Below are 21,009 nucleotides of genomic sequence, written 5' to 3'. Positions count from 1 at the left end.
GACCGCCGGTGCTGCCCGCCCCGCCGCGGAACGGTGGATCCGCCGTCCGCGCGGAATCCGGGAATCGTCGCCGTGACCTCGCCCACTACGACACCGGAAGGCTTCTGCGAGTTCACGGCGACAGCGACCTCCTCGCAGTCGGAACTGCGGCACGGACCGCGCTGACCTGCGGATTCGTGGAGCGGTGACGATACCGCCGCCACCTCGCAGTTCACGCCGGGAGGCTGCTGCTCCCTTCTGGCAACTGATCCGTTGGGGCGATCGGGAAATCGTTCTACGGTCCCCGCAGTCGACGGGGGAGGGCCAGTGCGATCGCTGTTCCGGAACACGCGGTTCCGCCGGTTGTTCACGGCCCAGGTCGTCGCTCTGGTCGGGACCGGGCTCACGACGGTCGCGCTCGGGCTCCTCGCCTACGACCTGGCCGGCGAGCGGGCCGCGCTCGTCCTCGGCTCGGCGCTGACGATCAAGATGGTGGCCTACGTCGTCGTCGGGCCGGTCGTCGGCGCGGTCGCCGACCGGGTCCCGCGACGGATGCTGATGGTCGGTGCGGACGTCGTCCGCGCGGCGGTCGTGCTCGTCCTGCCCTGGGTGACCGGGATCTGGCAGGTGTTCGTCCTGGTCGCGGTGCTCCAGGTGGCCTCGGCGACGTTCACCCCGGTGTTCCAGTCGGTCATCCCCGACGTCGTCCCCGACGAGCGGGACTACGCCGGGGCGCTGTCGGCCTCGCAGCTCGCGAGCAGCGCGGAGACGGTGCTGAGCCCGCTGCTGGCCGCGGCGGCCGTCGCGGTGATGAGCTACTCGACGCTGTTCGTCGGCACCTGTGCCGGGTTCGTGTTCTCCGCGGTCCTCGTGGCGTCGACGGCCGTCCCGTCGGTCGCGGGCCGCGCCCAGGGCGGCTTCGCGACCCGGCTGCTGCTCGGCGTCCGGCTGTTCCGGGCGGTCCCGCAGCTGCGGGGGCTGCTGGCGCTGAACGTCGTCGTCGCCGCGGTGGGGGTGGTGTCGCTGGTGACGACGGTGAACGTCGTCCGCGACCTGCTCGGGGGCACCGAGGCCGACGTCGGGCTGCTGCTCGCGGTGTCCGGCGCGGGGACGGCCGCGGCGGCGCTGGCCTCCCCGTGGGCCGCCCGACGGCTGCCGGTCCGGACGGTGATGCTGGCCGGCGCGGCGGTCTCCTGCCTGGCGGCCGGCGCGACCCTGCTACTGGCGGCCGCGCCGTCGTGGACGACCGCGGCACTCGCGTGGGCGCTGGTCGGCTTCGGCCCGGGATGGATCATGGTCAACACCGGTCGCCTGCTGCGCACCTCGGCCGGGCCCGGCCAGCGGCCCGCCCTGTTCAGCGCGCAGTTCTCCCTGTCGCACGCCTGCTGGCTGGTCACCTACCCGCTCACCGGCTGGCTGGCGGTCTCGGCCGGCTGGACCCTCACCTGGTCGGTCCTCGCCGCGCTCGCCGTCGTCGCGCTCGGGGTGGCGGTCACGGTCTGGCCGACGGCCGGCGCCGACCTCGTCCGGCACCGCCACGACCACGACGCCGACCACGCCCACGTCGTCACCGCCAGCCCCTCGGTGCACGGCTGGACCCACGCGCACCGGCTCGTCGTCGACGACCAGCACCCGCACGGACCCGTCCCGGTGTGACCGTTCAGGCCGCCGGGAGCAGTCCGTCGGCGACCTCCCGGGCCGCGCGGATCGGCCCCGTCCCGCGCTCGACCACCGCCATCGCGGCCGCCCCCTCCAGCAGGATCATCAGGGTCCCGGCGAGGGCCGCGGCCGGCTCGGTCGTCCCCAGCCGCTCGACCTGGGCCTGCAGGTAGCTGCGCAGCGCGGTCTTGTGGTGCCGGACGACCTCGCGGGCCGGGTGGTCGAGGCGCGGCAGCTCGGAGGCCGCGTTGAGGAACGCGCAGCCGCGGAAGTCCTCCCGGGACTGCCAGGTCTCGTAGGCGTCGAAGACGGCGAGGATCCGGTCCCGCGGCGACGCGTGGTCGGCGGTGATCCGGTCGATGTCGGACTGCCACCGGCGGTCGCGGTCCCGCAGGTAGGCGACGACGAGCCGGTCCTTCGAGCCGAAGTTCGTGTACAGCGCCGTCTTGGTGACCCCCGCCTCGGCGGCGACGGTGTCCACCCCGACCGCGTTGATGCCGTCCCGGTAGAAGAGCCGGGACGCGGCGTCGAGCACCTTCGCCCCGGCGTCGCCGCGCCGCGTGCGTGCCATAGGTCCTCCTGGAGTGAACCGAACGGTCTGTTCTGATGGCCGACTCTAGCAGCAGAAACGGCGCTGTCTGTCGAGCCAAGTTGCAATCAAACAGACAGGTCTGTTCACTATCGGCATGACGGCGACCTGCGAACGGCCCGGACCTGCACCCGCCACCGACCGGCCCTGGTGGACCACCGCGCTGCTCGGCGCGGGGGTGATCGCGCTCTGCTACGGCGTCGCCCGCTACGCCTACGGGCTGTTCGTGCCCCGCTTCACCGAGACGTTCGGCCTGACCCCGGCCGCGGTCGGCGTGCTCGGTGGGCTCTCCACGGCGGGCTACGTCCTCGGGCTGCTCGCCGCTCCGGCGCTGTCGGCGCGGTCGGCGCGCGGCGCCACGATCGCGGCCGCCGTCTCCGCGACGGTGGGGCTGCTGCTCATGGCCCTCGCGCCGGGCGTCGTGGTGTTCGGTGCCGCGATCGTGGTGGCGGGGGCCGGGGCCGGCATCGCGACGCCCGGGGTGGCGCAGCTCGTCGTCGAGACGGTCGGTGCGGCCGCGCGCACCCGGGCGCAGGCCTGGGCGAACACCGGCACCGGGGCGGGGCTCGCGCTGACCGCGTTCACGCCGCTGCTGCCGGGGGACTGGCGGGCCGTCTGGCTCGGGTTCGGCCTGGTCGCGGTCGTCGTCACCGCCGCCGCCGCGTGGCTGCTGCCGCGGGGGGTCCCCGAGGCGGCGCCCACGGAGCGCGGGCGGGGCCGGGTGCTGCCGCTGCTGGCCGTCGCCGGGCTGCTCGGGCTGGTCAGCGCGCCGTACTGGACCTTCTCGACCGCGCGGCTCGACGAGCTCGGCGCCGGGCCGGTCGTCGGTACCGTCGCCTGGTGTGCGATCGGTGTGGTCGGCGTGCTCGGCGGCGCGGTGGGACGGGCGGCGCAGCGGTACGGGCTGCGGACGGTCGGGCTCGTCGTCTGGACCCTGTTCTCGGCCGGGATCGCCCTGCTCGCGCTGCCGGAGCCGGGCCTGGCCGGCGCGGTCGTCTCGGCGGGCCTGTTCGGCGCGGGCTACATCGGGCTGACCGGGCTGTGCATCCTGTGGGCCGCCCACATCCTCCCGGGCGCTCCCGCACGCGCGGTGACCTGGGCGTGCCTCGCCCTGGGCGTCGGTCAGACGGTGGGCTCCCCGCTGGCCGGGGCGCTGGCCGGCCGGATCGGGACGGCGGGGACGTTCGCCGTCGCCGCCGCGCTGGGGCTGCTGGCCTGGGCGCAGCTGCACCCCCGGCTGGCGCCGCCGGACGCGGACCGGGCCTGAACGACGGCGTCCCCCGGTGCGGACGTACCGCGCCGGGGGACGGGGGTCAGCGACGGGCCGGGGTGCGGCCGTGCGTGACGGCACTCCAGGTGTCGATGCCCACCCAGATCGCGCGGAGCATGGTCCCGGTGCGCCGGCCGGCGTCCCGCAGGGTCTCGGGCCAGGACGGCATCGGGGTCTCGTGGGTGGTCATCGGCTACCTCCTCGTAGTGGTCGACTCGGAAGCTGCTCTGTCCGACTCGCACCACGAGAGTAGCCAGTGAGACACTGCTGTCTCAATGGTGACCATCGTGTGTCACGCCTCATCCGCTCGGAGCAGCACCGGTGACGGGCCGCAGCAGCCGGGCGCACGCGCGTGACCAGCGCGGGCCACCGCCGCGACGCGGCTCGGTCGCCGCGTCACCGGCGTGGTGCTTTCATGAACATTGCCCGCTTTTCGTCTGGACAACCGGTTCAGCGAGCGCCGCGTGCAGGAGGACCGCTTGTTCAGCATCACCGTCCGGGACCACGTCATGGTGGCGCACAGCCTGCGCGGCGAGGTCTTCGGACCGGCGCAGCAGCGCCACGGCGCGACCTTCCTCGTCGACGCCACCTTCCGGCGCCCCGAGCTGGACCCGGACGGGATCGTCGTCGACATCGGGCTGGCCACCGCGCAGCTCGCGGAGACGCTCGCCGACCTCAACCACCGCGACCTCGACGACCACCCCGAGTTCGCGGGCGTCAACACGACCACCGAGTTCCTGGCCCGGGCGATCGCGGACCGGCTCGCCGACCGCATCGGCGCGGGGAGGCTCGGCGGCAACGCCGGCGGGCTGACCGGCCTGACGGTGACGCTGCACGAGTCTCACGTCGCGTGGGCGAGCTACGAGCGGGACCTGTGACGGCTCCCGCACCGCCCCGGACCACGGGGCGTGCGGTGCACGTCGTCGTCCCCGCCGGGATCGACGACCCGCGCTCCCCGAGCGGCGGGAACCGCTACGACCGCGATGTCTGCGCCGCGTTCGACCGCCCCGTGCGGGAGATCGCCGTCGCGGGTGGCTGGCCGGACCCGGACCGGGCCGCCCTCGAGCGGCTCGACGCGGCGCTCACGGGCGTCCCGGACGGCGCGTCGGTGCTGCTCGACGGGCTCGTCGCCTGCGCCGCGCCGGGGGTCCTCGCCCGGCACACCGGCCGGGTACGCGCGGTCGTCCTGGTGCACCTGCCACTGGGCGACGAGCACGGGCTCGCCGCGGCGGTCGTCGCGGACCGCCGGGCCCGGGAGCACGCGGCGCTGCACGCGGCGGCCGCCGTCGTCACCACCAGCGAATGGACGGCACGGCGGGTGGTCCGTCTGCACCAGCTGCCCGTCGCCCGCGTGCACGTCGCGTCGCCGGGGGTGGACGCTGCCCCGATGACGTCCGCGCACCCGGCCGGTACCCGGCTGCTCGCGGTCGGGGCGCTCACCCCGACCAAGGGCCACGACCTGCTGGTCGAGGCCCTCGCCCGCGTCGCCGACCGGGAGTGGACGTTGCGCCTGGCCGGGCCGCTCGACCGCGACCCCGCGCACACCGCGGCCGTGCGCGCGGCGGTGGACCGGCACGGCCTGGCCGGGCGGATCACCCTCACCGGCCCGCTGACCGGCCCCGCCCTCGACGCCGCCTACGCCTCCGCGGACCTGCTCGTGCTGCCCTCGCGCACCGAGAGCTACGGGATGGTCGTCACCGAGGCGCTGGCCCGGGCCGTCCCGGTGATCGCCGCCGCGGTCGGCGGGGTGCCCGAGGCGCTCGGCGGCGGTGGGCTGCTCGTCGCCCCCGGCGATCCGGACGCGCTGGCCGGCGCGCTGCGGTCCTGGCTGACCGACCCGGGGACGCGTGCGGACCTGCGCGCCGCCGCCCGGGACCGCCGGGACCGGCTCGACGGCTGGGACGACACCGCCCGGGCCCTCTGCGCGGTGCTGCCGTGAGCGCCGCCGCCGACCGCCGCGCCCCCGTCCCGATCCAGGGTGCGGCGGGCGACCCGGTCTGCCCGCCGGAGTGGCTCGCCCTGCGCGAGCCCGCCGACGCCGACGCCCGCTCGACCGCGCTCGCCGACGCCGTCCGCGACCTCCTGCCGCCGGGCCCGCTGCTGGTGCGCGACCTCGGCTGCGGCACCGGGTCGATGGGCCGCTGGCTCGCCCCGCGCCTCGCCCGGCCCGGTGGCCAGCACTGGGTCCTGCACGACCGCGACCCCGTCGTGCTCTCCCACGCCGTCGCGTCGCTGCCCGACGGCGTGACCGGCGAGGCCGGACCCGGTGACCTCACCGGGCTCGGCGCCGACGCGCTGGCCGGGACGTCGCTGATCACCGCGTCCGCACTGCTCGACCTGCTCACCGCCGACGAGATGGACGCCCTGGCCGCCGCCTGCACCGCCGCCGGCTGCCCCGTGCTGGTCACCCTGACCGTGTCCGGCCGGGTCCGGCTGCACCCCGAGGACCCGCTCGACGCCGAGATCGGCGCCGCCTTCGACGACCACCAGCGCCGCGACGAGAACGGCCGACGGATGCTCGGGCCGGACGCCCCCGCCGCCGCGGCGGCCGCGTTCACCCGGCACGGCGCGCGGGTGCGCACCGCCGACTCGCCGTGGCGGCTCGGCCCCGACCGGCCCGCGCTGCTCCGCGAGTGGCTGGCCGGACGGCTCGACGCGGCGTGCGCGCAGCGTCCCGGCCTCGCCGCACACGCCGGCGCCTACCGCGACCGGCGCGAGCGCGCCCTCGACGCGGGAGAGCTCACCGTCTCGGTCGGCCACACCGACCTGCTGGCGGTGCCAGGGGAGCGGTCGTGAGCGGCCGGGTGGGTCCGGCCCTGCGGCTGCTCGCCGGGGTGGGGCTGCTCGCCGTGCTGTTCGTGCAGATCGGGGTCGGGCCGGTGCTGGAGCGCCTGCGCGGCGTCGGGCCGGCGGCGGTCGTCGCCGCGCTGCTGCTCGGCGCGGTGGCGACCGTGCTCAGCGCCTGGCGGTGGCGGATGGTCGCCCGCTCGATCGGGCTCGGCCTGACCCCGGGACGCGCCGTCGCCGACTGCTACGGCGCCACCTTCCTCAACTCGCTGCTGCCCGCCGGGGTGCTCGGCGACGTCCACCGCGCGGTCGGCCACGGGCGCAGCGAGGGGGACCTCGGCGCCGGGGTCCGGGCCGTGGTGTTCGAGCGGGTCGCCGGGCAGCTGGTCGCGGTGGCGGCCGTCGCCGTCGTCCTGGCGCTGCAGCCGGACCTGCTGCGGGTGGCGTCCGGCGCGGTCCCGGGCGGCGCGGTGCTGCCCGTGCTCGCCGTCGTGGCCGCGCTCGGCGGGGCCGGGTGGCTACTGCGCGCCCGCCTCGGACGGGTGTGGGCCGACGCGCGCACCGTGCTGCGCCCGCGCACCGCGGCCGGGCTGGTGCTGACCTCGGCCGGAGCGCTGGCCTGCCACCTCACGGTGTTCGTGCTGGCCGCGCGGGCGGCCGGCGCGACCGCACCGCTCACCGTCCTGCTGCCGTTGCTGCTGGTCGCGCTGCTGGCGATGACGATCCCGCTCACCGTCGGCGGGTGGGGGCCGCGCGAGGCGGCCGCCGCGGCCGGGTTCGCTGCGGTCGGGCTGCCGGCCGCCGAGGGCCTCGCCGCCGCCGTCGCCTACGGGGTGCTGGCGCTCGTCGGGGTCGCGCCGGGCGCGCTCGTGGTGCTGCGGCGCCGCCGCGCGGCCCGGGGGACCGCGCCGTCAGCGCCCGGCGAGCACCCGCAGGTGGCCCGCGAAGGCGACCGCGAGCGCGTCGAGCAGGCCCCGGCCCTTCTCGGCGGTGGCGAGCGACGGCCGTCCCACCACCCCGGTGGCGGAGTAGGCCGCGAGCCCGGTCGTGAGCAGGTGCGGCCGCTCGTCGGCGACGTGGTCGGCGGTGCGGTACGACGGCCGGACCTGGTCGGGGGCGGTGTGCAGCAGGATCGAGGTCTCCAGCTCCCCGGCGTGCATGTCGGCGGTGTTCGAGGTCTCGCACCCGGCGGCCCGGCGGGCGGCGGTCCAGTCCTCGGAGACGGGGAACAGGGCCATCGGCAGCGGGCCGACGGAGGACTCCTGGACGACGTTGCGCAGCACGTGGTTCCCGCCGTGCGCGTTGACCAGGACCAGCGCGGTGGTGCCCGCGGCGCGCAACGAGGCGGCGACGTCGGCGACGACCGCGACCAGCGTCGTCGCGGAGATGCTCACGGTGCCCGCCCACGCGGCGTGCTCGTGGGAGCAGGAGATCGTCAGGGGCGGCAGGACCCGCACGCGGTGGGCCCGGGCGACCCGGGCGGCGACCGCGGACGCCACGAGGGTGTCGGTGGTCAGGGGCAGGTGCGGTCCGTGCTGCTCGAGGCTCCCGACCGGGAGCAGGGCCACGGCGGCACCCCGCTCCCGGACGTCCTCGGTGGTGTCGACCGGGAGGGGATTCACGCAGGCGAGGCTCTCACGGCCCCGCCCGATCATGGAGGAGCGAGGGTGCACGACGACCGACACGAGTTCGCCGAGTCCCGGTTGACCACACGGCACGGGGAGTTCCGCGCCATCGCCTTCCGCGAGTACGACGGCGGCCCCGAGCACCTCGCGCTGGTGCACGGCGACCCCACGGCGGTGGACGCCCCGCTGGTGCGGATGCACTCCGAGTGCCTCACCGGCGACGTCTTCGGCGCGCGCCGCTGCGAGTGCGGGGCGCAGCTGTCGATCGCCATCGACGCCGTCGTCCGCGCGGGCCGCGGCGTGATCGTCTACCTGCGCGGGCACGAGGGCCGCGGCATCGGCCTGCTCGCGAAGATCCGCACCCACGTGCTGCAGGACGAGGACGGCCTGGACACCGTCGACTCGGCCGTCGCGCTGGGCCTGCCGGTCGACGTGCGCGACTTCGGTGCCGCCGCCGTCGTGCTGCGCCACCTCGGGATCGGCCGGGTGCGGCTGCTGTCCAACAGCCCGGCGAAGGTCGAGGCGCTGACCGGGCACGGCATCGTCGTCACCGAGCTGGTGCCGGTGCTGGAGCCCGCCGACGAGCACAACGTGCGCTACCTGACCGCCAAGCGCGACCGGCTCGGGCACGTCCTGCCGCAGGTCGACGCCGCGCCGGACGCGCCGCGCGGTCACACCGCGACCGGCTACTGAACCCTGTCGTGCGACACCCGCAGGCACAGCGACGGCGGCCCGCCCGCCGCCATCGTGGCGAGCACGGCGGGCAGCTCGTCGAGCGTGCAGTCGCCGCCGATCAGCGCGTCGAACCGTGGGTCGGCGAGCAGCCGCAGCGCCAGCGCCATCCGGTCGCCGTAGCCGCGGCGCGCCCGGCGCGGGGACACCGTGCCGACCTGGCTGGCACGGATGGTGAGCCGGCGGCTGTGGAACGCCCCGCCCAGCGGCAGCGGCACCGAGCGGGTGCCGTACCAGCTGAGCTCGACCACCTCGCCCTCCGGCGCGAGCAGCTCCAGCGAGCGCGCCAGGCCGGCCGGGGTGGCGCTGGCGTGCACGACGAGGTCCCGGTCGCCCTCGGCGTCGTCGGGAGAGGCGAACCCGACGCCGAGCGCCGCGGCGACGGCCGCCCGGTCCGGGTCGGTGTCGGCGAGCTGCACCCGCGCGCCGGGCAGCCCGGCCAGGACCGCGGCCACCGACGCCCCGACCATCCCCGCCCCGACGACGGCGATCCGGTCGCCGACCAGCGGGGCGGCGTCCCACACCGCGTTCACGGCGGTCTCGACGGTGCCGGCGAGCACGGCGCGTTCGGCGGGCACGTCGTCGGGGACGACGGTGACCGCGTCGGCGGGCACCACGAACCGGCTCTGGTGCGGGTACAGGCAGAACACGGTCCGCCCGGCGAGCTCCGGCGGGCCCTGCTCGACCTCACCGACGGCCAGGTAGCCGTACTTCACCGGGGCGGGGAAGTCGCCGTCCTGGAACGGGGCGCGCATCCGCTCGTGCTCGGACTCCGGGACCTCGCCGCGGAACACCAGGGTCTCGGTGCCGCGGCTGACCGCGGTGTACCGGGTGCGGACGAGCACCTCGCCCGGGCCGGGGTCGGGCACCGGCACCGTCCGGATCTCGCCGTGCCCCGGCGCGGCCAGCCAGAACGCCCGTGCCTCGTGCCCCACCGCGCCGTCCCCGATCCCGGCGCCCGGCGCGCCGACGGCCCCGACAGTATCCGGACGTATCGGGCGACGGCCCGGTGCGCGGAGGTGGTCTGAGTGGACCGGCCGTACGTGCTGGCGTCGGTCGCGATGTCGCTGGACGGCTACATCGACGACGCCGGCCCGGACACCCTGGTGCTCTCCGACGCCGACGACCTCGACCGCGTGGACGCCGTGCGCGCGGGGGTCGACGCGATCCTGGTCGGCGCGGGCACCGTCCGCGCCGACGACCCACGGCTGCTGGTGCGCTGCGCGGAGCGTCGCGCCGCGCGGGTCGCCGACGGCCGCCCGCCGTCGCCGCGGCGGGTGGTGCTGACCACCGGGGCGTCGCTGGACCCGTCGGCGCGGGTGTTCGCGGGCGGGGACGCCCCGCTGGTGTTCACGGCCGCACCGGCCGCGGCCGCGCTGCGCGAGCGGCTCGGCGACGCCGCCGAGGTCGTCGCCGCGGGGGACCCGCCGGACCCGCGCGCGGTGCTCGACGACCTGGCCGCCCGCGGCGTGCGGCGGCTGCTGGTCGAAGGGGGCGGCGCCGTGCACACCGCGTTCCTCACCGCCGGGCTGGTCGACGAGCTGCACGTGGTCGTCGCGCCGTTCTTCGTCGGCGACGCCCGGGCCCCGCGCTTCGTGCGCGACGGCCGGTTCCCGCAGTGCCCGCAGCGCGGCATGGCGCTGGTCGAGGCTCGCCCGATGGGCGACCTGGTGCTGCTGCGCTACCGCACGTCCTGAGTCGCCGGTCAGGAGAACGCGGCCAGGAACCGGTCCCGGAACCCGGCCATCGGCCACGACGGCGCGTCCGGCGGCGGGAGCAGTCCGGGCGTCCAGCCCCAGCCGTCGATCCGGTCCAGCACCCCGGCGTCGCGGGTGATGACCGAGATCGGGACGTCGGAGCCCGCGCCGGGCCCGGACACCGTCGCGCCGGGCTCGTGGTCGCCCAGCAGCAGGACGACGAGGTCCCGGTCGTCGCCGCGGCGGTCGGCGACCCAGCCGGTGGCGCTGCGCAGCGCGTACTCCAGCGAGGTGAGGTAGTCCGCGCGCAGCGTCGCCCGGTCCAGGGAGAAGATCGTGTCGTAGGCCTGCTGACCGCCGGCGTACGGGCCGTAGACCGCGCCGTCGCCGATCTGGGCCGGGTCCAGCAGCGGCGGCACCGGCGACCACGGCGCGTGGCTGGAGGTCAGCACCACGGTGCCGAGCAGCGGTCCCCGGCCGGGGCGGTCGAGCTCGAGCCGGGAGAACGCGTCGAGGGTGTACTGGTCGGGCATCGGCGACCAGCTGAACGGCGGGCCCGCGTAGCCGAGGTCGGCACCGGCGTGCACCCGCTGGTGGCCGAAGAAGGCGGCCTCGGGCCACTCCCGCGTCGTCGCCGGGGTGACGACGGCGGTCTCCCACCCGGCGTCGCGGAACGCGCGCGGCAGGGTCAGCCGGTCCGACGCGGTGAGCCGGTCGTGCGCGCCCTGGCCCGCGATCGGGACCCCGGAGAACAGTGTCGCGTGGGCGAGCCAGCTGCCGCCGCCGTTGACCGGCGCGGTGAGCACGCCGCTGCGTGCGCCGTACCCGGCCGCGGCGAGGCGGGCGTCGGCCCCGGCGAGCACCGGGCGGGTCCGCGGCGCCATCTCCGGGGCGTGCTGGGCGTTGCGGCCGTAGCTCTCGACAAAGACGATGACGACGTCCGTGCCGCGCAGCGCCGTGAGCAGCGACTCCGGGGGACGGCCGGCCCACGCGTCGCGGGCGAGGGACTCGGTGAGCTCCCGGCGCTCGGCCAGCGTCCGCGGGATCTGCCCGGCGCGGTGGGCGACCTCGGCGACGCCGTCGGCGGCGGCCACCGGCACCCCGGGGACGAGCCGGGCGTCGGCGAGGGTGCCCACCAGCAGCCAGGCCGCGGCCAGCAGCGCGGCGGTCCCGACGGTGGCCCGCCGGTGCCGGGCCGCGAGCCGCCCGAGCCGGGCCGCCGCGGCGGCCGTCGCCACGACCAGCCCCACCGCGACGACGGCGGCGAGCACGGCGACCGCGGTCCCGGCCGCACCGGCAGCGCCGCGCAGGAACTCGTGCGCGTTGCCCAGCAGCGACCAGTCGGACACGGCGTCGAACCGGCGGCCCTGGAAGGTGAGGAAGCCGATGTCGGCGAGCTTGAGCAGCCCGACGACGCCGAGCAGCGCCCCGGCGAGGGCGGCGGCGACCCGCCGGACCCGCCCGGGCAGCAGTGCGAGCACCGCCGCGCCGAGGACCGCCTCGATCGGCAGCCGCAGCAGCCCGGCCGGGTCGAGGGCGGCCGGGTCGGCGGGCAGCACCAGGACCCCGCCGACGAGCGCGGCGCACAGCGCGGTGAGCAGCGCGGCCCCGGCCCGGCGGGCGTGGAACGGGTGCCGGTCGGCGGCCCGCCACAGCTGCACCACCGACACCCCGAACGACCACACCAGCGCGGCCAGCGCGACCCCGACCGCGGTGAGCGCGACGACGGTGGGCAGCACCCCGGCCGCGGTCACGACCAGCACGATCCCCTGCAGCGCGGCGACGACCTTCGCCGAGTAGCGCGGCGGCAGGGCACCGCGCAGCCACGGCGCGACCCGCCCGGCGGCGACGAAGGCGTAGCGCAGCAGGCCCAGCGCGGTGACCCACCAGTGGCCGGTCGTCGCGGCGACGTGGACCGACAGCACCATCAGCAGGAACGCGTCGGTCTCCATGTCGAACCGGGCGCCCAGCGCGGTCGCCGTGCCGGTGCGGCGCGCGACCGGGCCGTCGACGCCGTCGAGGGCGAGCGCGACGGCGGTGAGCGTCACCAGCGCGACGGTCCCGGCGCCGTCCAGGCCGACCAGGGCGACGACGGCCACGGCGAGCGCGCCGCGGGCCAGCGTGACCACCCCGGCCGGGCCGAGCGTCCGCTCCCCGGCGCGGCGCGCGGCCCGCAGCAGCAGCGCCGCGGCGACGACGCCGGTGACGGCCGCGGTGGTGACCCGCAGGGCGCCCGCCCCGGTCGTCGGCACGAGCGCGGCGAGGACGGCGGCGAGCAGCGCCGCGACCGCCGCGACCTGCGGGGCGACGGGGGCGGTGGCGGCGGTGCCGCGGGACGGGCGGAACATCAGGCGCTCCAGCATGCCCGACTTGTCCGGTGATCTTCCCCGGTGGTGGGTCAGTCCGGCAGGTGGCGGGCGTAGACGTCGCCCGAGCGGCCCAGCGGGCGGCGCCGGTCGAGCAGGGCGCGCAGTGCGGCGGCGTCCACCCAGCGGTCCCCGGCCGAGACGTCCCAGGTCATCGTCTCGACGGGGGAGTAGCGGTAGACGTACCGGCCGAGGGCCTCGATGCGGTCCAGCGAGTCCAGGGTGGCGTCGTGCGCGGCGGGCAGGTACTCCACCGAGAGTGCGGGCAGCGGACGGGACAGCCCGTCGAGGACGTCGGCCTCGAAGCCCTCCACGTCGATCTTGCAAAAGGCCGGGACGCCGTGCTCGGCGATGAGCGCGTCGAGGGTGCCGACCGGCACCTCGATCGAGGAGTCCCAGGTCACCCGGGCGAACCCGGCGTCGTCGGCGACGGTGTCGCGCCAGCGCTGCGACAGCGTCGAGACGGTGGGGGTGGCGCGGGAGACCCCGAGGCGGGCGGTGCCCGCCGCGGCGCCGAGGGCGAGGGGGAGGACGGTCACGGCGTCGTCGCGACCGAAGAACAGGCGCAGCAGCCGGGTGAAGTCCGGCTGCGGCTCGACGGCGACCACCCGCGCGCCCAGGGCCCGCCAGGCACGCACCCGGTTGCCGGCGTGCGCGCCGACGTCGAAGGCGAGGTCGCCGGGGCGCAGGAACGCGGAGTAGAAGCGGCGCATCCGGCGCTGCCGGCCCGGGATCCCGTGGTAGGTCGCGAGGGAGCGGGCGATGCCGGAGGCGCGGGTCAGCACACCCCGAGCGTAGTGGGCGAAAGGGAGGAACCGGGCGTGTGAGTCAGGGGGTGGCGGGGCTGCGGTCGGCGGTCTCCACGACCCCGGCCAGCAGCGTCCGCTCGGTGACCCCGATGATCTCCTGCCGGGCGAGCCTGCCGTCGTGCGCGGCGAGCACCGCCCGGGTCAGCAGGGCGTAGAGCGCCTCGGTCATCCACGTCGCGGACTGGGTCACGCAGAAGGCCCCGCTCCGCTGCCCGCGCTGGAACAGCTCGACGAGCAGGGTGTCCATCTCGGCGTAGCGGGCCAGGACCTCGTCGCTGGACTGGATGCGCTCGGCGAGCACCCACAGGTCCACCGAGGGCAGCAGCCCGACGATGACCCGGTGCACCGCCTCGATCGGGTCGCCCTCGTCGGTCCGGGCCTCCCGGATCGCGGCGATCCCGCGCTCCACGCCCATCTCGCTGAGCTCGGAGAGCAGGGCCTCTCGGCCGTCGACGAGCCGGTGCAGGGTCGCCCGGCTGATGCCGGCGCCGGTCGCGATCTCCGACATCGACGCGGCCGGGTTCTGCACGAGCACGGTCGCGGCCGCGAGGAGCACGTCGTTCCGCTCGATGGCCACGCCGGAGACGGTAGACCTCCCGGCGTCAGACCATCGCAGCCGTTCCGACCTGCGGATTCGCCCCGAAGAAGCGGACCATCGCGTCGACGTGCCCGGCGAACGGCGGGCAGTGGACGCCGAGCCCGCCGAGCATCGCCGTCGTCGCGTCGGTGTCGTAGTGCGACGGGTGGGTCAGGTACTCCAGCGTGCTCGACGGGACCTGGAACAGCCGTCCGACGCCGGGTACGTGGTCGATGGAGAACGCGGCGAGCCCGACCGGCATCGGCACCACGCGCAGCTGCTTGCCGAGCCGGTCGGCGAATACCTCGCACATCTCGGTCACCGTCGGCGGGGCCGGCTGGGCCAGCGCGAACGTCCGGTTCACCGCCGGGCCGTGCCCGGCCAGCGCGGCGATCCCGTCGACGACGTAGTCCGAGGGCACCAGGTTGAACCGGGTCCGCGACGCGGCGCGGGGGAGCGGCGCGAACGCCGTCCGGCCCTGCCGGGCCAGCAGCTGGAGCAGGTAGTACGGGCCGTCGAACTTCTGCGTCGCGCCGGTCACCGAGTCCCCGACGACGACCGACGGCCGGTAGACCGACACCGGCAGGCCGGCGTCGCGGGCCTTCGCCACGACGCGCTCGGCCTCGTGCTTGGTGTGGTCGTAGTGGTTGGCGAAGGGCTGGCCGAGCTCCAGGTCGGTCTCGGAGAAGATGCCGTCGTAGCGGCCCGAGACGTAGCAGGTCGACACGTACTGCAGCCGGACCAGCTGCGACGCGGCCTCGGCGAACCGCACGACGTGCCGGGTGCCCTCGACGTTCACCCGCCAGGCGACGTCCGCCGGCACCGAGAGGTCGTAGACCGCGGCCAGGTGGAAGATCTCCAGCGGCCCGCCGAGCAGGCGCTCGCGCTCGGCCTGCTCCAGCCCCAGCCCGTCGACGGTGATGTCCCCGACGACGAGGTCGGTGCGCCCGGCGATCTCCGGCGCCTCGCGCTCGATCCGGGCCAGCGTCGTGCGGGCCTGGTCGAGGAACTTGGCCTGCACCAGTGCGACCGCGCGCGCGTCGGGTGCGCGGCGCAGCGTCCGCGGCAGCAGGGCCGACCCGAGGAACCCCGGGAACCCGGTGAACAGCACGACACCCACGGGTGCACCGCCTCTCGCGCGGCGTCCGTGCCGCATCGTCGCTCGTCGGGACGGTATCCGGTACCGGTCGTACCGGCCGGGTGGGTGTGACCTAGATCAGCGTCGACGCGTGGTCGGGCACGTCGCGCTGCACCTCGCGCGGCGGGCGCTCGTAGCCCGTCGACGGCTTCCGGTCCGGCAGCGTCAGCACCTGTCGCGCCACCGGCTCCCAGGGGATCGACCCGAGCAGGTGGTGGATCATGTTGATCCGCGCGTTGCGCTTCTGTTCGGCCTCGACGATCCACCACGGCGCGTGCTCGGTGTCGGTGTGGATCAGCATGTCGTCGCGGGCGCGGGAGTAGTCGTCCCAGCGGGTCATCGACTCGAGGTCCATCGGCGAGAGCTTCCACTGCTTGAGCGGGTTCTCCAGCCGCTCGGCGAACCGCCGTGCCTGCTCCTCGGCGCTCACCGAGAACCAGTACTTGCGCAGGTGGATGCCGTCCTCGACGAGCATGTTCTCGAACACCGGCGCCTGACGCAGGAAGCGGCGGTACTCGGTCTCGGTGCAGAACCCCATCACCCGCTCGACGCCGGCGCGGTTGTACCAGGACCGGTCCATCAGCACGATCTCGCCGGCCGCGGGCAGCTGCTCGACGTAGCGCTGGAAGTACCACTGGCCCTTCTGGCGCTCGGTCGGCGCGGGCAGCGCGACGATCCGGGTGAACCGCGGGTTGAGGTACTGGGTGACCCGCTGGATCGCCCCGCCCTTGCCCGCGGCGTCGCGTCCCTCGAAGACCACGACCACCCGGGCGCCCGACGCCCGGACCCACTCCTGCATCTGCAGCAGCTCGCCCTGCAGGCGGAGCAGCTCGGCGTCGTAGACCTTGCGCGGCAGCTTCGGGGTGCTCACCGGCACAGCCAACCAGAAGGCGGGGTGACGTGGCGGACAACGCGGTGGGCTGGCGCGTCGCCTATTTACTCGTCTAACGTGTTAATTTGCGACGACGACGCCGCCTCCCTGTCCCACCACTCCCCGGAGGAGGCACCCGATGCGTGCCGTCACCACTCGTCCCGCCTTCGCGCTCGCCGCACTGGCCGTCGGCGCCTTCGCCATCGGCACCGGCGAGTTTGTGATCATGGGCCTGCTGCCCGACGTCGCCGGCGGGCTCGCCGTCGACATCCCCGACGCCGGCCGGCTGATCTCGGCGTACGCGATCGGCGTCGTCGTGGGGGCCCCGCTGCTGGTCGCGGCGGCGAACCGGTTCCCGCGCAAGCACGTCCTCATCGGACTCATGGCCGGCTACGCCGCGTTCAACGTGCTGTCCGCCGTCGTGCCCGGCTACCTGCCGGTGCTCGCCGCCCGGTTCCTCGCCGGGCTGCCGCACGGCGCCTTCTTCGGTATCGGCGCCGTCGTCGCGGGCGGGCTCGTCAGCGCCGACCGCAGGGCCCGGGCGATGGCGACGATGTTCGCCGGACTGACCCTGGCCAACGTCGCGGGCGTCCCGGTCGGGACCCTGCTCGGGCAGCAGCTCGGGTGGCGGCCGGTGTTCGGCGTCGTCGGGGTGATCGCCGCGGTCGCCGCGGTGGCCGTCGCCGCCTGCGTCCCCGACGTCCGCGACGCCACCCCGGTGCGCCTGCGCGCCGAGCTGCGCGCCCTCACCCACCGTCCGGTGTGGACGGCGCTGCTGGTGGCGACCGTCGGCGGGGCCGCGCTGTTCAGCACCTACAGCTACATCACCCCGATGCTGGTCGAGGTCGCCGGGTTCACCCCGACCGAGGTCACGCTGCTGCTCGCGCTGTTCGGCGTCGGCATGACCGTCGGGAACCTGGTCGGCGCCCGCCTGGCCGACATCGCGACCATGCCGACGATCTACGGCGCACTCGTCGCCGACGCCGTCGTCGCGCTGCTGTTCGTGCCGGCCCTGCAGAACCAGGCGACCGCGGTCGTCGCCCTGTTCGCCTTCGCCGTGACGACGTTCGCGCTGGTCCCGGCCGTGCAGCTGCGGATCATCAGCGGCGCCGGCGACGCGCCGAACCTGGCCTCGGCGGCCAACCAGGCCGCGTTCAACGTCGCCAACGCGATCGGGGCCGCCCTGGGCGGCACGGTGATCGCGGCCGGCTACGGCTACGCCTCGCCGAACGTCGTCGCGGCCGGGCTGGCCGTGGTCGGGCTGGTCGTCGCGGTGCTGGCCGGGCGTGGGGACCGGACGGCGGCGTCCCGGGCGCGCGAGGTCGCCGCGGTCTGAGCGGCCGTCGGTACCGCCGCGGTCCGGGCGGCTCGCGGTACCGCCGCGGTCCGGGCCGCTCCGCGTGCTGCCGCGGTGCTCACGGCAGCGCCAGGCCGAGCCGCGCGGCGGTGCCTGCGGCCTCGGCGGCGAGCGCGTCGGCCTCGGCCCGGTCCCCGGCGTCGCCGCGGCGGCGCAGCGCCGCCGCCAGCCGGGCACGGGCGAGGCAGGCGTGCGGCAGCAGGCCGGCGGCCGCGTCCGCCGCCACCGCGGCGCGCAGGTGGTCCACGGCGTCGCCGGTGCGACCCCGCGCGCCGGCGATCACGCCGAGCACGCCGTGCACCGAGCCCTCGGTCCACGCGACCCCGGCCCCGGCGGCCACGTGCAGCTCCGCCCACGGGGACAGCGCGGCGTAGGCGTGGTCGGCGGGCCCGGTCGTCGCCCAGCGCCGCGGCCAGCCCGCCGCTCGTGGCGTGGAACAGCACCTCCATGAACGGTCGCAGCGCGACGGTCTCGGGGCGGGGGAGCTGCTCGTACAGGGCGGCGGCCTCCTCGGCGTCGCCGTGCCGGGCCTGCCACAGCGCGGTCAGCATCGTCAGCAGCCGCGGCGGGGGTTGCTGCCGCTCGATCGCGGGCAGCCGCGGGTCCAGCGGGTCCCCGGTCAGCATCGCGATGCTGGTGCGCAGCGCGTGCGCCGGGTACTCCGCCGCCGGATGGTGTCCGCGCTCGGCGAGCCGGATCGCCTCGTCGGCGGCGGCCCGGGCCTCGGTGAACCGGCCGCGGGCGCTGAGCAGGCAGGCGCGGTTGCGGACCAGGTGCCAGCGCGGCAGCGGGCGGCGCATCCGGGCGACGACGGGTTCGAGCAGGTCCAGCTCGGCCTCGGCGTCGGCGGTCCGGCCGAGCTGGACGAGCGCGTCGAACCGCCACAGCCGCCCCCACAGCTCCGCGGAGTCGCCGAGCCCGTCGGCCAGGGCGGTCATCCGGTCGCCCAGGTCGAGCCGCGGCAGGGTCCCGGCCGGTCCGGAGCGGGCCAGCTGCAGCGCCCGCAGCGCGATGGCGCAGGCCGCCGGGTCGCCGACCCGCTCGCCCATGGCCAGCGCCGCCGTCCCGGTCGCGACGACGCGGTCGGGGCCCGCGCGGTCGTCGTCCCAGGCCGAGGCGGCCGCGAGCTGCGCGGTGAGCCGGGCCCGCAGCGGGGAGTCGGCGTCCGGGAGCCCGGCCAGTGCGGTCCGGCACCAGCGGCGGCTGGTGGCGAGCCACCCGGCGTCGCCGACCTCGGGGAGCAGGGTCGCGGCCCGGCCCAGCAGCTCCGGGTCGTCGAGGTGCGCGGCCAGGGCCGCCGCGTCCTCGCAGCTCCGCACGGCCCCGGCGACGTCGTGCCCCAGGTACTGGGCACGGGCCCGGTCGAGCAGCAGCGCCGCCCGCTCCGGCGGCCCACCGGGCCCGGCGGCGAGCGCCCGCTCCAGCAGGTCGGCGGCCTCCTCGAAGGCGAACCGGTGCAGCGCCAGGTCGGCGGCCGCGGTGGCGGCCCGGACCGCGGCCGCCCGGTCGCCGAGCGGGAGTGCCGCCAGCCGGTGGTGGGCGAGCGCCGCCCCGTCGCCGCCGGTCGCGTCCAGGTGCTCCGCGGCCCGCAGGTGGATGCGGGCCCGGGTGCCGCGGGCGGCCTGCAGCGCCACGGCGTCGCGGACGATCTCGTGGGCGAAGTGGTGGTCGGGCGCCAGGAGCCCGGCGGCGACGGCGTCGTCGAGCCGGTCGAGCACGTCCGCCACGGCCGTGCCGGTCACGGTCGCGACGAGGTCGGCGTCGACACCGCCGCCCAGCACGGCCGCCGCGACGAGGACCTCCCGGACCGGTGCGGGGTGGACCGCGAGCCGCCCGGCGACGACGTCCCGGACGGCGGCCGGGAGCTCCTGCGCGGCGCTGTCCGGGACGCGGGCCAGCTCGCGGACGAACAACGGGTTGCCGCCGGTGCGCCGGACCACGGCGGCCACCGTCGCCTCGTCGGGTGTGCGCCCCGACTCGCGCCGGAGCAGCACGGCCACGGCGTCGGCGGGCAGCCCGGCCGGTGCGAGCCGCACGGTCGCGGGCGCCCGCAGCAGCGCGGCCCTGGCCGCGGCCCGGTCGTCGTCGAGCGCACCGTCGGTCAGGCTCACGACGACCAGCAGCGGACACCGCCGGTCGGTCCGGGCCACGTGCCCGAGCAGCATCAGCGACGCCGGGTCGGCGAGGTGCAGGTCGTCGAGCAGCAGCACCAGCCCGGGGCCGGCGTCCGCCGCGTCGGCGACGAGGGCCGCGACGTGCTCGAACAGCCCGAGCCGCTCGTCCGGCCCGGACGGGTCCGGGCCCGGCGGCGGGGGTGTCCCGCCCAGCTCCGGCAGGACGCGGGCGACCGGCTCCGGGGCACCGGCCAGCACCGGGCCCGCGACCGCCGGGCCGACCTCCCGGGCCCACCGCTCCAGCGCCCGGCGCCACGGCCCGAACGCGGGCGCCCCGGCACCCGCGACCGCGCGGCCGGTCGCGACCGGCACCCCCCGGGCGGCGGCGAGCACGCCCGCGGCCTCCAGCAGCCGGGTGCGCCCGATCCCCGGTCCGCCCTCGACCAGCACCACCGCGGGCTCCCCGGCCAGGGCGCGGTCGAGCGCCCCGGCGAGGACGGCCAGCTCGGCGTCGCGGCCCACCAGGCCGGTGTCGGGGGCGGGCGCGACGGCCGCGCCGGCCCGCCCGGCCGGCGCCGGAGGGGGCGCGGGGGCCGGGAGCAGGTCCGGGTCCTGGCGCAGCAGCCGCAGCTCCAGCCGGGTCGTCGCGGCGGTGGGGTCCACACCCAGCTCGTCGGCCAGGGTGCGGCGCAGCCCGGCCAGCTCGGCCAGTGCGTCGGCCTGGCGTCCCGCCCGGTAGAGCCCGACGGCGAGCATCCCGCGCAGCGGCTCGTGGAGCGGGTGCCGGGACGCCAGCTCGACCAGCTCCGCCGGGACCGGCGCCCCGTCCCCCGACGCCTGTTCCGCGGCGAGGCGCGCCACCGTCAGCTCCACCCGGCGGCCGTCGAGCCGGTCGGCCTCGGCGCGCGCGAACGGCAGCGACCGCAGGTCCGACAGTGCCGGTCCGCGCCAGCAGCCGAGCGCCTCGCCCGCCGCGGCCCGGGCCGTCGCGTGGTCCCCGGCACGGGCGGCGGCGTCGGCCCGCTCCGCGGCCGCGGTCATGGCGCGCAGGTCGGGCACGTCGGCGTCGACCCGGTACCCGCCACCGGCCCGGACGACGGCCGCACCCGCCGGACCGAGCGTGCGCCGCAGCCGGGACACCACCACGCGCAGCCGCTCGACGGTGCCCTCGTCGTCGTCCCACAGGTCGGCGGCCAGCATCCCGTCCGGGACGACGACGCCGCGGGCGAGCGCGAGCCGCACGAGCAGACCCCGCTCCAGCGGGCGCCGGACCACGACGGCGGTGTCGCCGTCGCCGATCTCCACCGGGCCCAGGACCCGCAGCCGCAGGTGACCGACCACCCGACCAGCATGCACCGCCCCGGACCGCGGTGACAGGTCCGTGCAAGCCCGGTGCAACACCGGCGGCCGAGTCTTCCCCCGTCGCCGCCGGAGAGCCC

Annotated in this window: 17 protein-coding genes and 2 pseudogenes; 9 read left to right on the top strand and 10 right to left on the bottom strand. The window is 77.0% G+C overall.

The window, feature by feature from the left end; translation table 11 throughout:
- Positions 1-306: 306 nt before the first annotated feature.
- Positions 307-1,635: an MFS transporter gene (locus DMP17_RS43875; protein WP_337832563.1), complete on the top strand. Its 1,329-nt coding sequence runs from the start codon at positions 307-309 to the stop codon at positions 1,633-1,635.
- Between the two features lie 4 nt (positions 1,636-1,639).
- Here DMP17_RS43875 and DMP17_RS43870 read toward each other — a convergent pair whose 3' ends face one another.
- Complete coding sequence (locus tag DMP17_RS43870; protein WP_226364527.1) at positions 1,640-2,209, bottom strand: TetR/AcrR family transcriptional regulator; 570 nt, start codon at positions 2,207-2,209, stop codon at positions 1,640-1,642.
- Between the two features lie 115 nt (positions 2,210-2,324).
- Between DMP17_RS43870 and DMP17_RS43865 the strand changes: the two genes are divergently transcribed.
- On the top strand, positions 2,325-3,494 hold the full coding sequence (locus DMP17_RS43865) for a YbfB/YjiJ family MFS transporter (RefSeq protein ID WP_226355104.1): 1,170 nt from the start codon (positions 2,325-2,327) through the stop codon (positions 3,492-3,494).
- A 46-nt stretch (positions 3,495-3,540) separates the two neighbouring features.
- On the opposite strand, the gene DMP17_RS43860 is transcribed toward DMP17_RS43865, so the two are convergent.
- Entirely contained in the window at positions 3,541-3,687 is a 147-nt protein-coding gene (locus tag DMP17_RS43860) for a hypothetical protein (RefSeq protein ID WP_337832562.1), read from the bottom strand.
- A 289-nt stretch (positions 3,688-3,976) separates the two neighbouring features.
- On the opposite strand from DMP17_RS43860, the gene DMP17_RS43855 reads away from it, so the two are divergent.
- The 4 genes and pseudogenes from DMP17_RS43855 to DMP17_RS43840 all read left to right on the top strand — a co-directional run.
- Entirely contained in the window at positions 3,977-4,375 is a 399-nt protein-coding gene (locus tag DMP17_RS43855; RefSeq protein ID WP_226356635.1) for a 6-pyruvoyl trahydropterin synthase family protein, read from the top strand.
- Positions 4,372-5,436, top strand: a complete 1,065-nt coding sequence (locus tag DMP17_RS43850; protein ID WP_337832561.1) for a glycosyltransferase family 4 protein — start codon at positions 4,372-4,374, stop codon at positions 5,434-5,436. Before DMP17_RS43855 ends, DMP17_RS43850 begins: the two co-directional genes overlap by 4 nt.
- A gap of 32 nt (positions 5,437-5,468) precedes the next feature.
- Positions 5,469-6,293 carry an SAM-dependent methyltransferase gene (locus DMP17_RS43845; protein WP_226364757.1) on the top strand — a complete coding sequence of 275 codons (825 nt, stop codon included), beginning with the start codon at positions 5,469-5,471 and terminating at the stop codon, positions 6,291-6,293.
- Positions 6,290-7,135 (top strand): annotated as a pseudogene (locus DMP17_RS43840) (lysylphosphatidylglycerol synthase transmembrane domain-containing protein); the annotation flags it as partial. The gene DMP17_RS43845 and the pseudogene DMP17_RS43840, both read left to right, overlap by 4 nt.
- Before the next feature lie 60 nt (positions 7,136-7,195).
- On the opposite strand, the gene DMP17_RS43835 reads toward DMP17_RS43840, so the two are convergent.
- Positions 7,196-7,939: a creatininase family protein gene (locus DMP17_RS43835; protein ID WP_337832816.1), complete on the bottom strand. Its 744-nt coding sequence runs from the start codon at positions 7,937-7,939 to the stop codon at positions 7,196-7,198.
- 12 nt (positions 7,940-7,951) lie between these two features.
- Here DMP17_RS43835 and DMP17_RS43830 point away from each other — a divergent pair, with 12 nt between their 5' ends.
- Positions 7,952-8,602 (top strand): GTP cyclohydrolase II, encoded by a 651-nt coding sequence (locus DMP17_RS43830; RefSeq protein WP_337832815.1) that lies wholly within the window; start codon positions 7,952-7,954, stop codon positions 8,600-8,602.
- On the opposite strand, the gene DMP17_RS43825 is transcribed toward DMP17_RS43830, so the two are convergent.
- Positions 8,596-9,576: a zinc-dependent alcohol dehydrogenase gene (locus DMP17_RS43825; protein ID WP_337832560.1), complete on the bottom strand. Its 981-nt coding sequence runs from the start codon at positions 9,574-9,576 to the stop codon at positions 8,596-8,598. The two genes, DMP17_RS43830 and DMP17_RS43825, sit on opposite strands and share 7 nt — an antisense overlap.
- 93 nt (positions 9,577-9,669) lie before the next feature.
- Between DMP17_RS43825 and DMP17_RS43820 the strand changes: the two genes are divergently transcribed.
- Positions 9,670-10,338 carry a RibD family protein gene (locus tag DMP17_RS43820; protein ID WP_337832559.1) on the top strand — a complete coding sequence of 223 codons (669 nt, stop codon included), beginning with the start codon at positions 9,670-9,672 and terminating at the stop codon, positions 10,336-10,338.
- Between the two features lie 8 nt (positions 10,339-10,346).
- On the opposite strand, the gene DMP17_RS43815 is transcribed toward DMP17_RS43820, so the two are convergent.
- The 5 genes from DMP17_RS43815 to ppk2 all read right to left on the bottom strand — a co-directional run bounded on the left by DMP17_RS43815 (position 10,347) and on the right by ppk2 (position 16,099).
- Complete coding sequence (locus tag DMP17_RS43815; RefSeq protein ID WP_337832558.1) at positions 10,347-12,701, bottom strand: CDP-alcohol phosphatidyltransferase family protein; 2,355 nt, start codon at positions 12,699-12,701, stop codon at positions 10,347-10,349.
- A gap of 35 nt (positions 12,702-12,736) precedes the next feature.
- Positions 12,737-13,489, bottom strand: a complete 753-nt coding sequence (locus DMP17_RS43810) for an FkbM family methyltransferase (protein WP_226364521.1) — start codon at positions 13,487-13,489, stop codon at positions 12,737-12,739.
- A gap of 43 nt (positions 13,490-13,532) precedes the next feature.
- On the bottom strand, positions 13,533-14,090 hold the full coding sequence (locus tag DMP17_RS43805; RefSeq protein ID WP_226355110.1) for a TetR/AcrR family transcriptional regulator: 558 nt from the start codon (positions 14,088-14,090) through the stop codon (positions 13,533-13,535).
- Positions 14,091-14,115: 25 nt separating this feature from the next.
- Positions 14,116-15,210: an SDR family oxidoreductase gene (locus DMP17_RS43800; RefSeq protein ID WP_226355111.1), complete on the bottom strand. Its 1,095-nt coding sequence runs from the start codon at positions 15,208-15,210 to the stop codon at positions 14,116-14,118.
- Between the two features lie 91 nt (positions 15,211-15,301).
- Entirely contained in the window at positions 15,302-16,099 is a 798-nt protein-coding gene (ppk2, locus tag DMP17_RS43795; RefSeq protein ID WP_161151226.1) for a polyphosphate kinase 2, read from the bottom strand.
- Positions 16,100-16,238: 139 nt separating this feature from the next.
- Here ppk2 and DMP17_RS43790 point away from each other — a divergent pair, with 139 nt between their 5' ends.
- Entirely contained in the window at positions 16,239-17,435 is a 1,197-nt protein-coding gene (locus DMP17_RS43790) for an MFS transporter (RefSeq protein WP_226355112.1), read from the top strand.
- A 2,144-nt stretch (positions 17,436-19,579) separates the two neighbouring features.
- On the opposite strand, the pseudogene DMP17_RS43785 reads toward DMP17_RS43790, so the two are convergent.
- Positions 19,580-20,845, bottom strand: a pseudogene (locus DMP17_RS43785) (BTAD domain-containing putative transcriptional regulator); the annotation flags it as partial.
- Positions 20,846-21,009 lie beyond the last annotated feature (164 nt).

Source organism: Pseudonocardia sp. TMWB2A (assembly GCF_017312135.1).
Note: the sequence above shows the minus strand (reverse complement) of the source record. Positions and strands in the feature narration are given on the sequence as shown.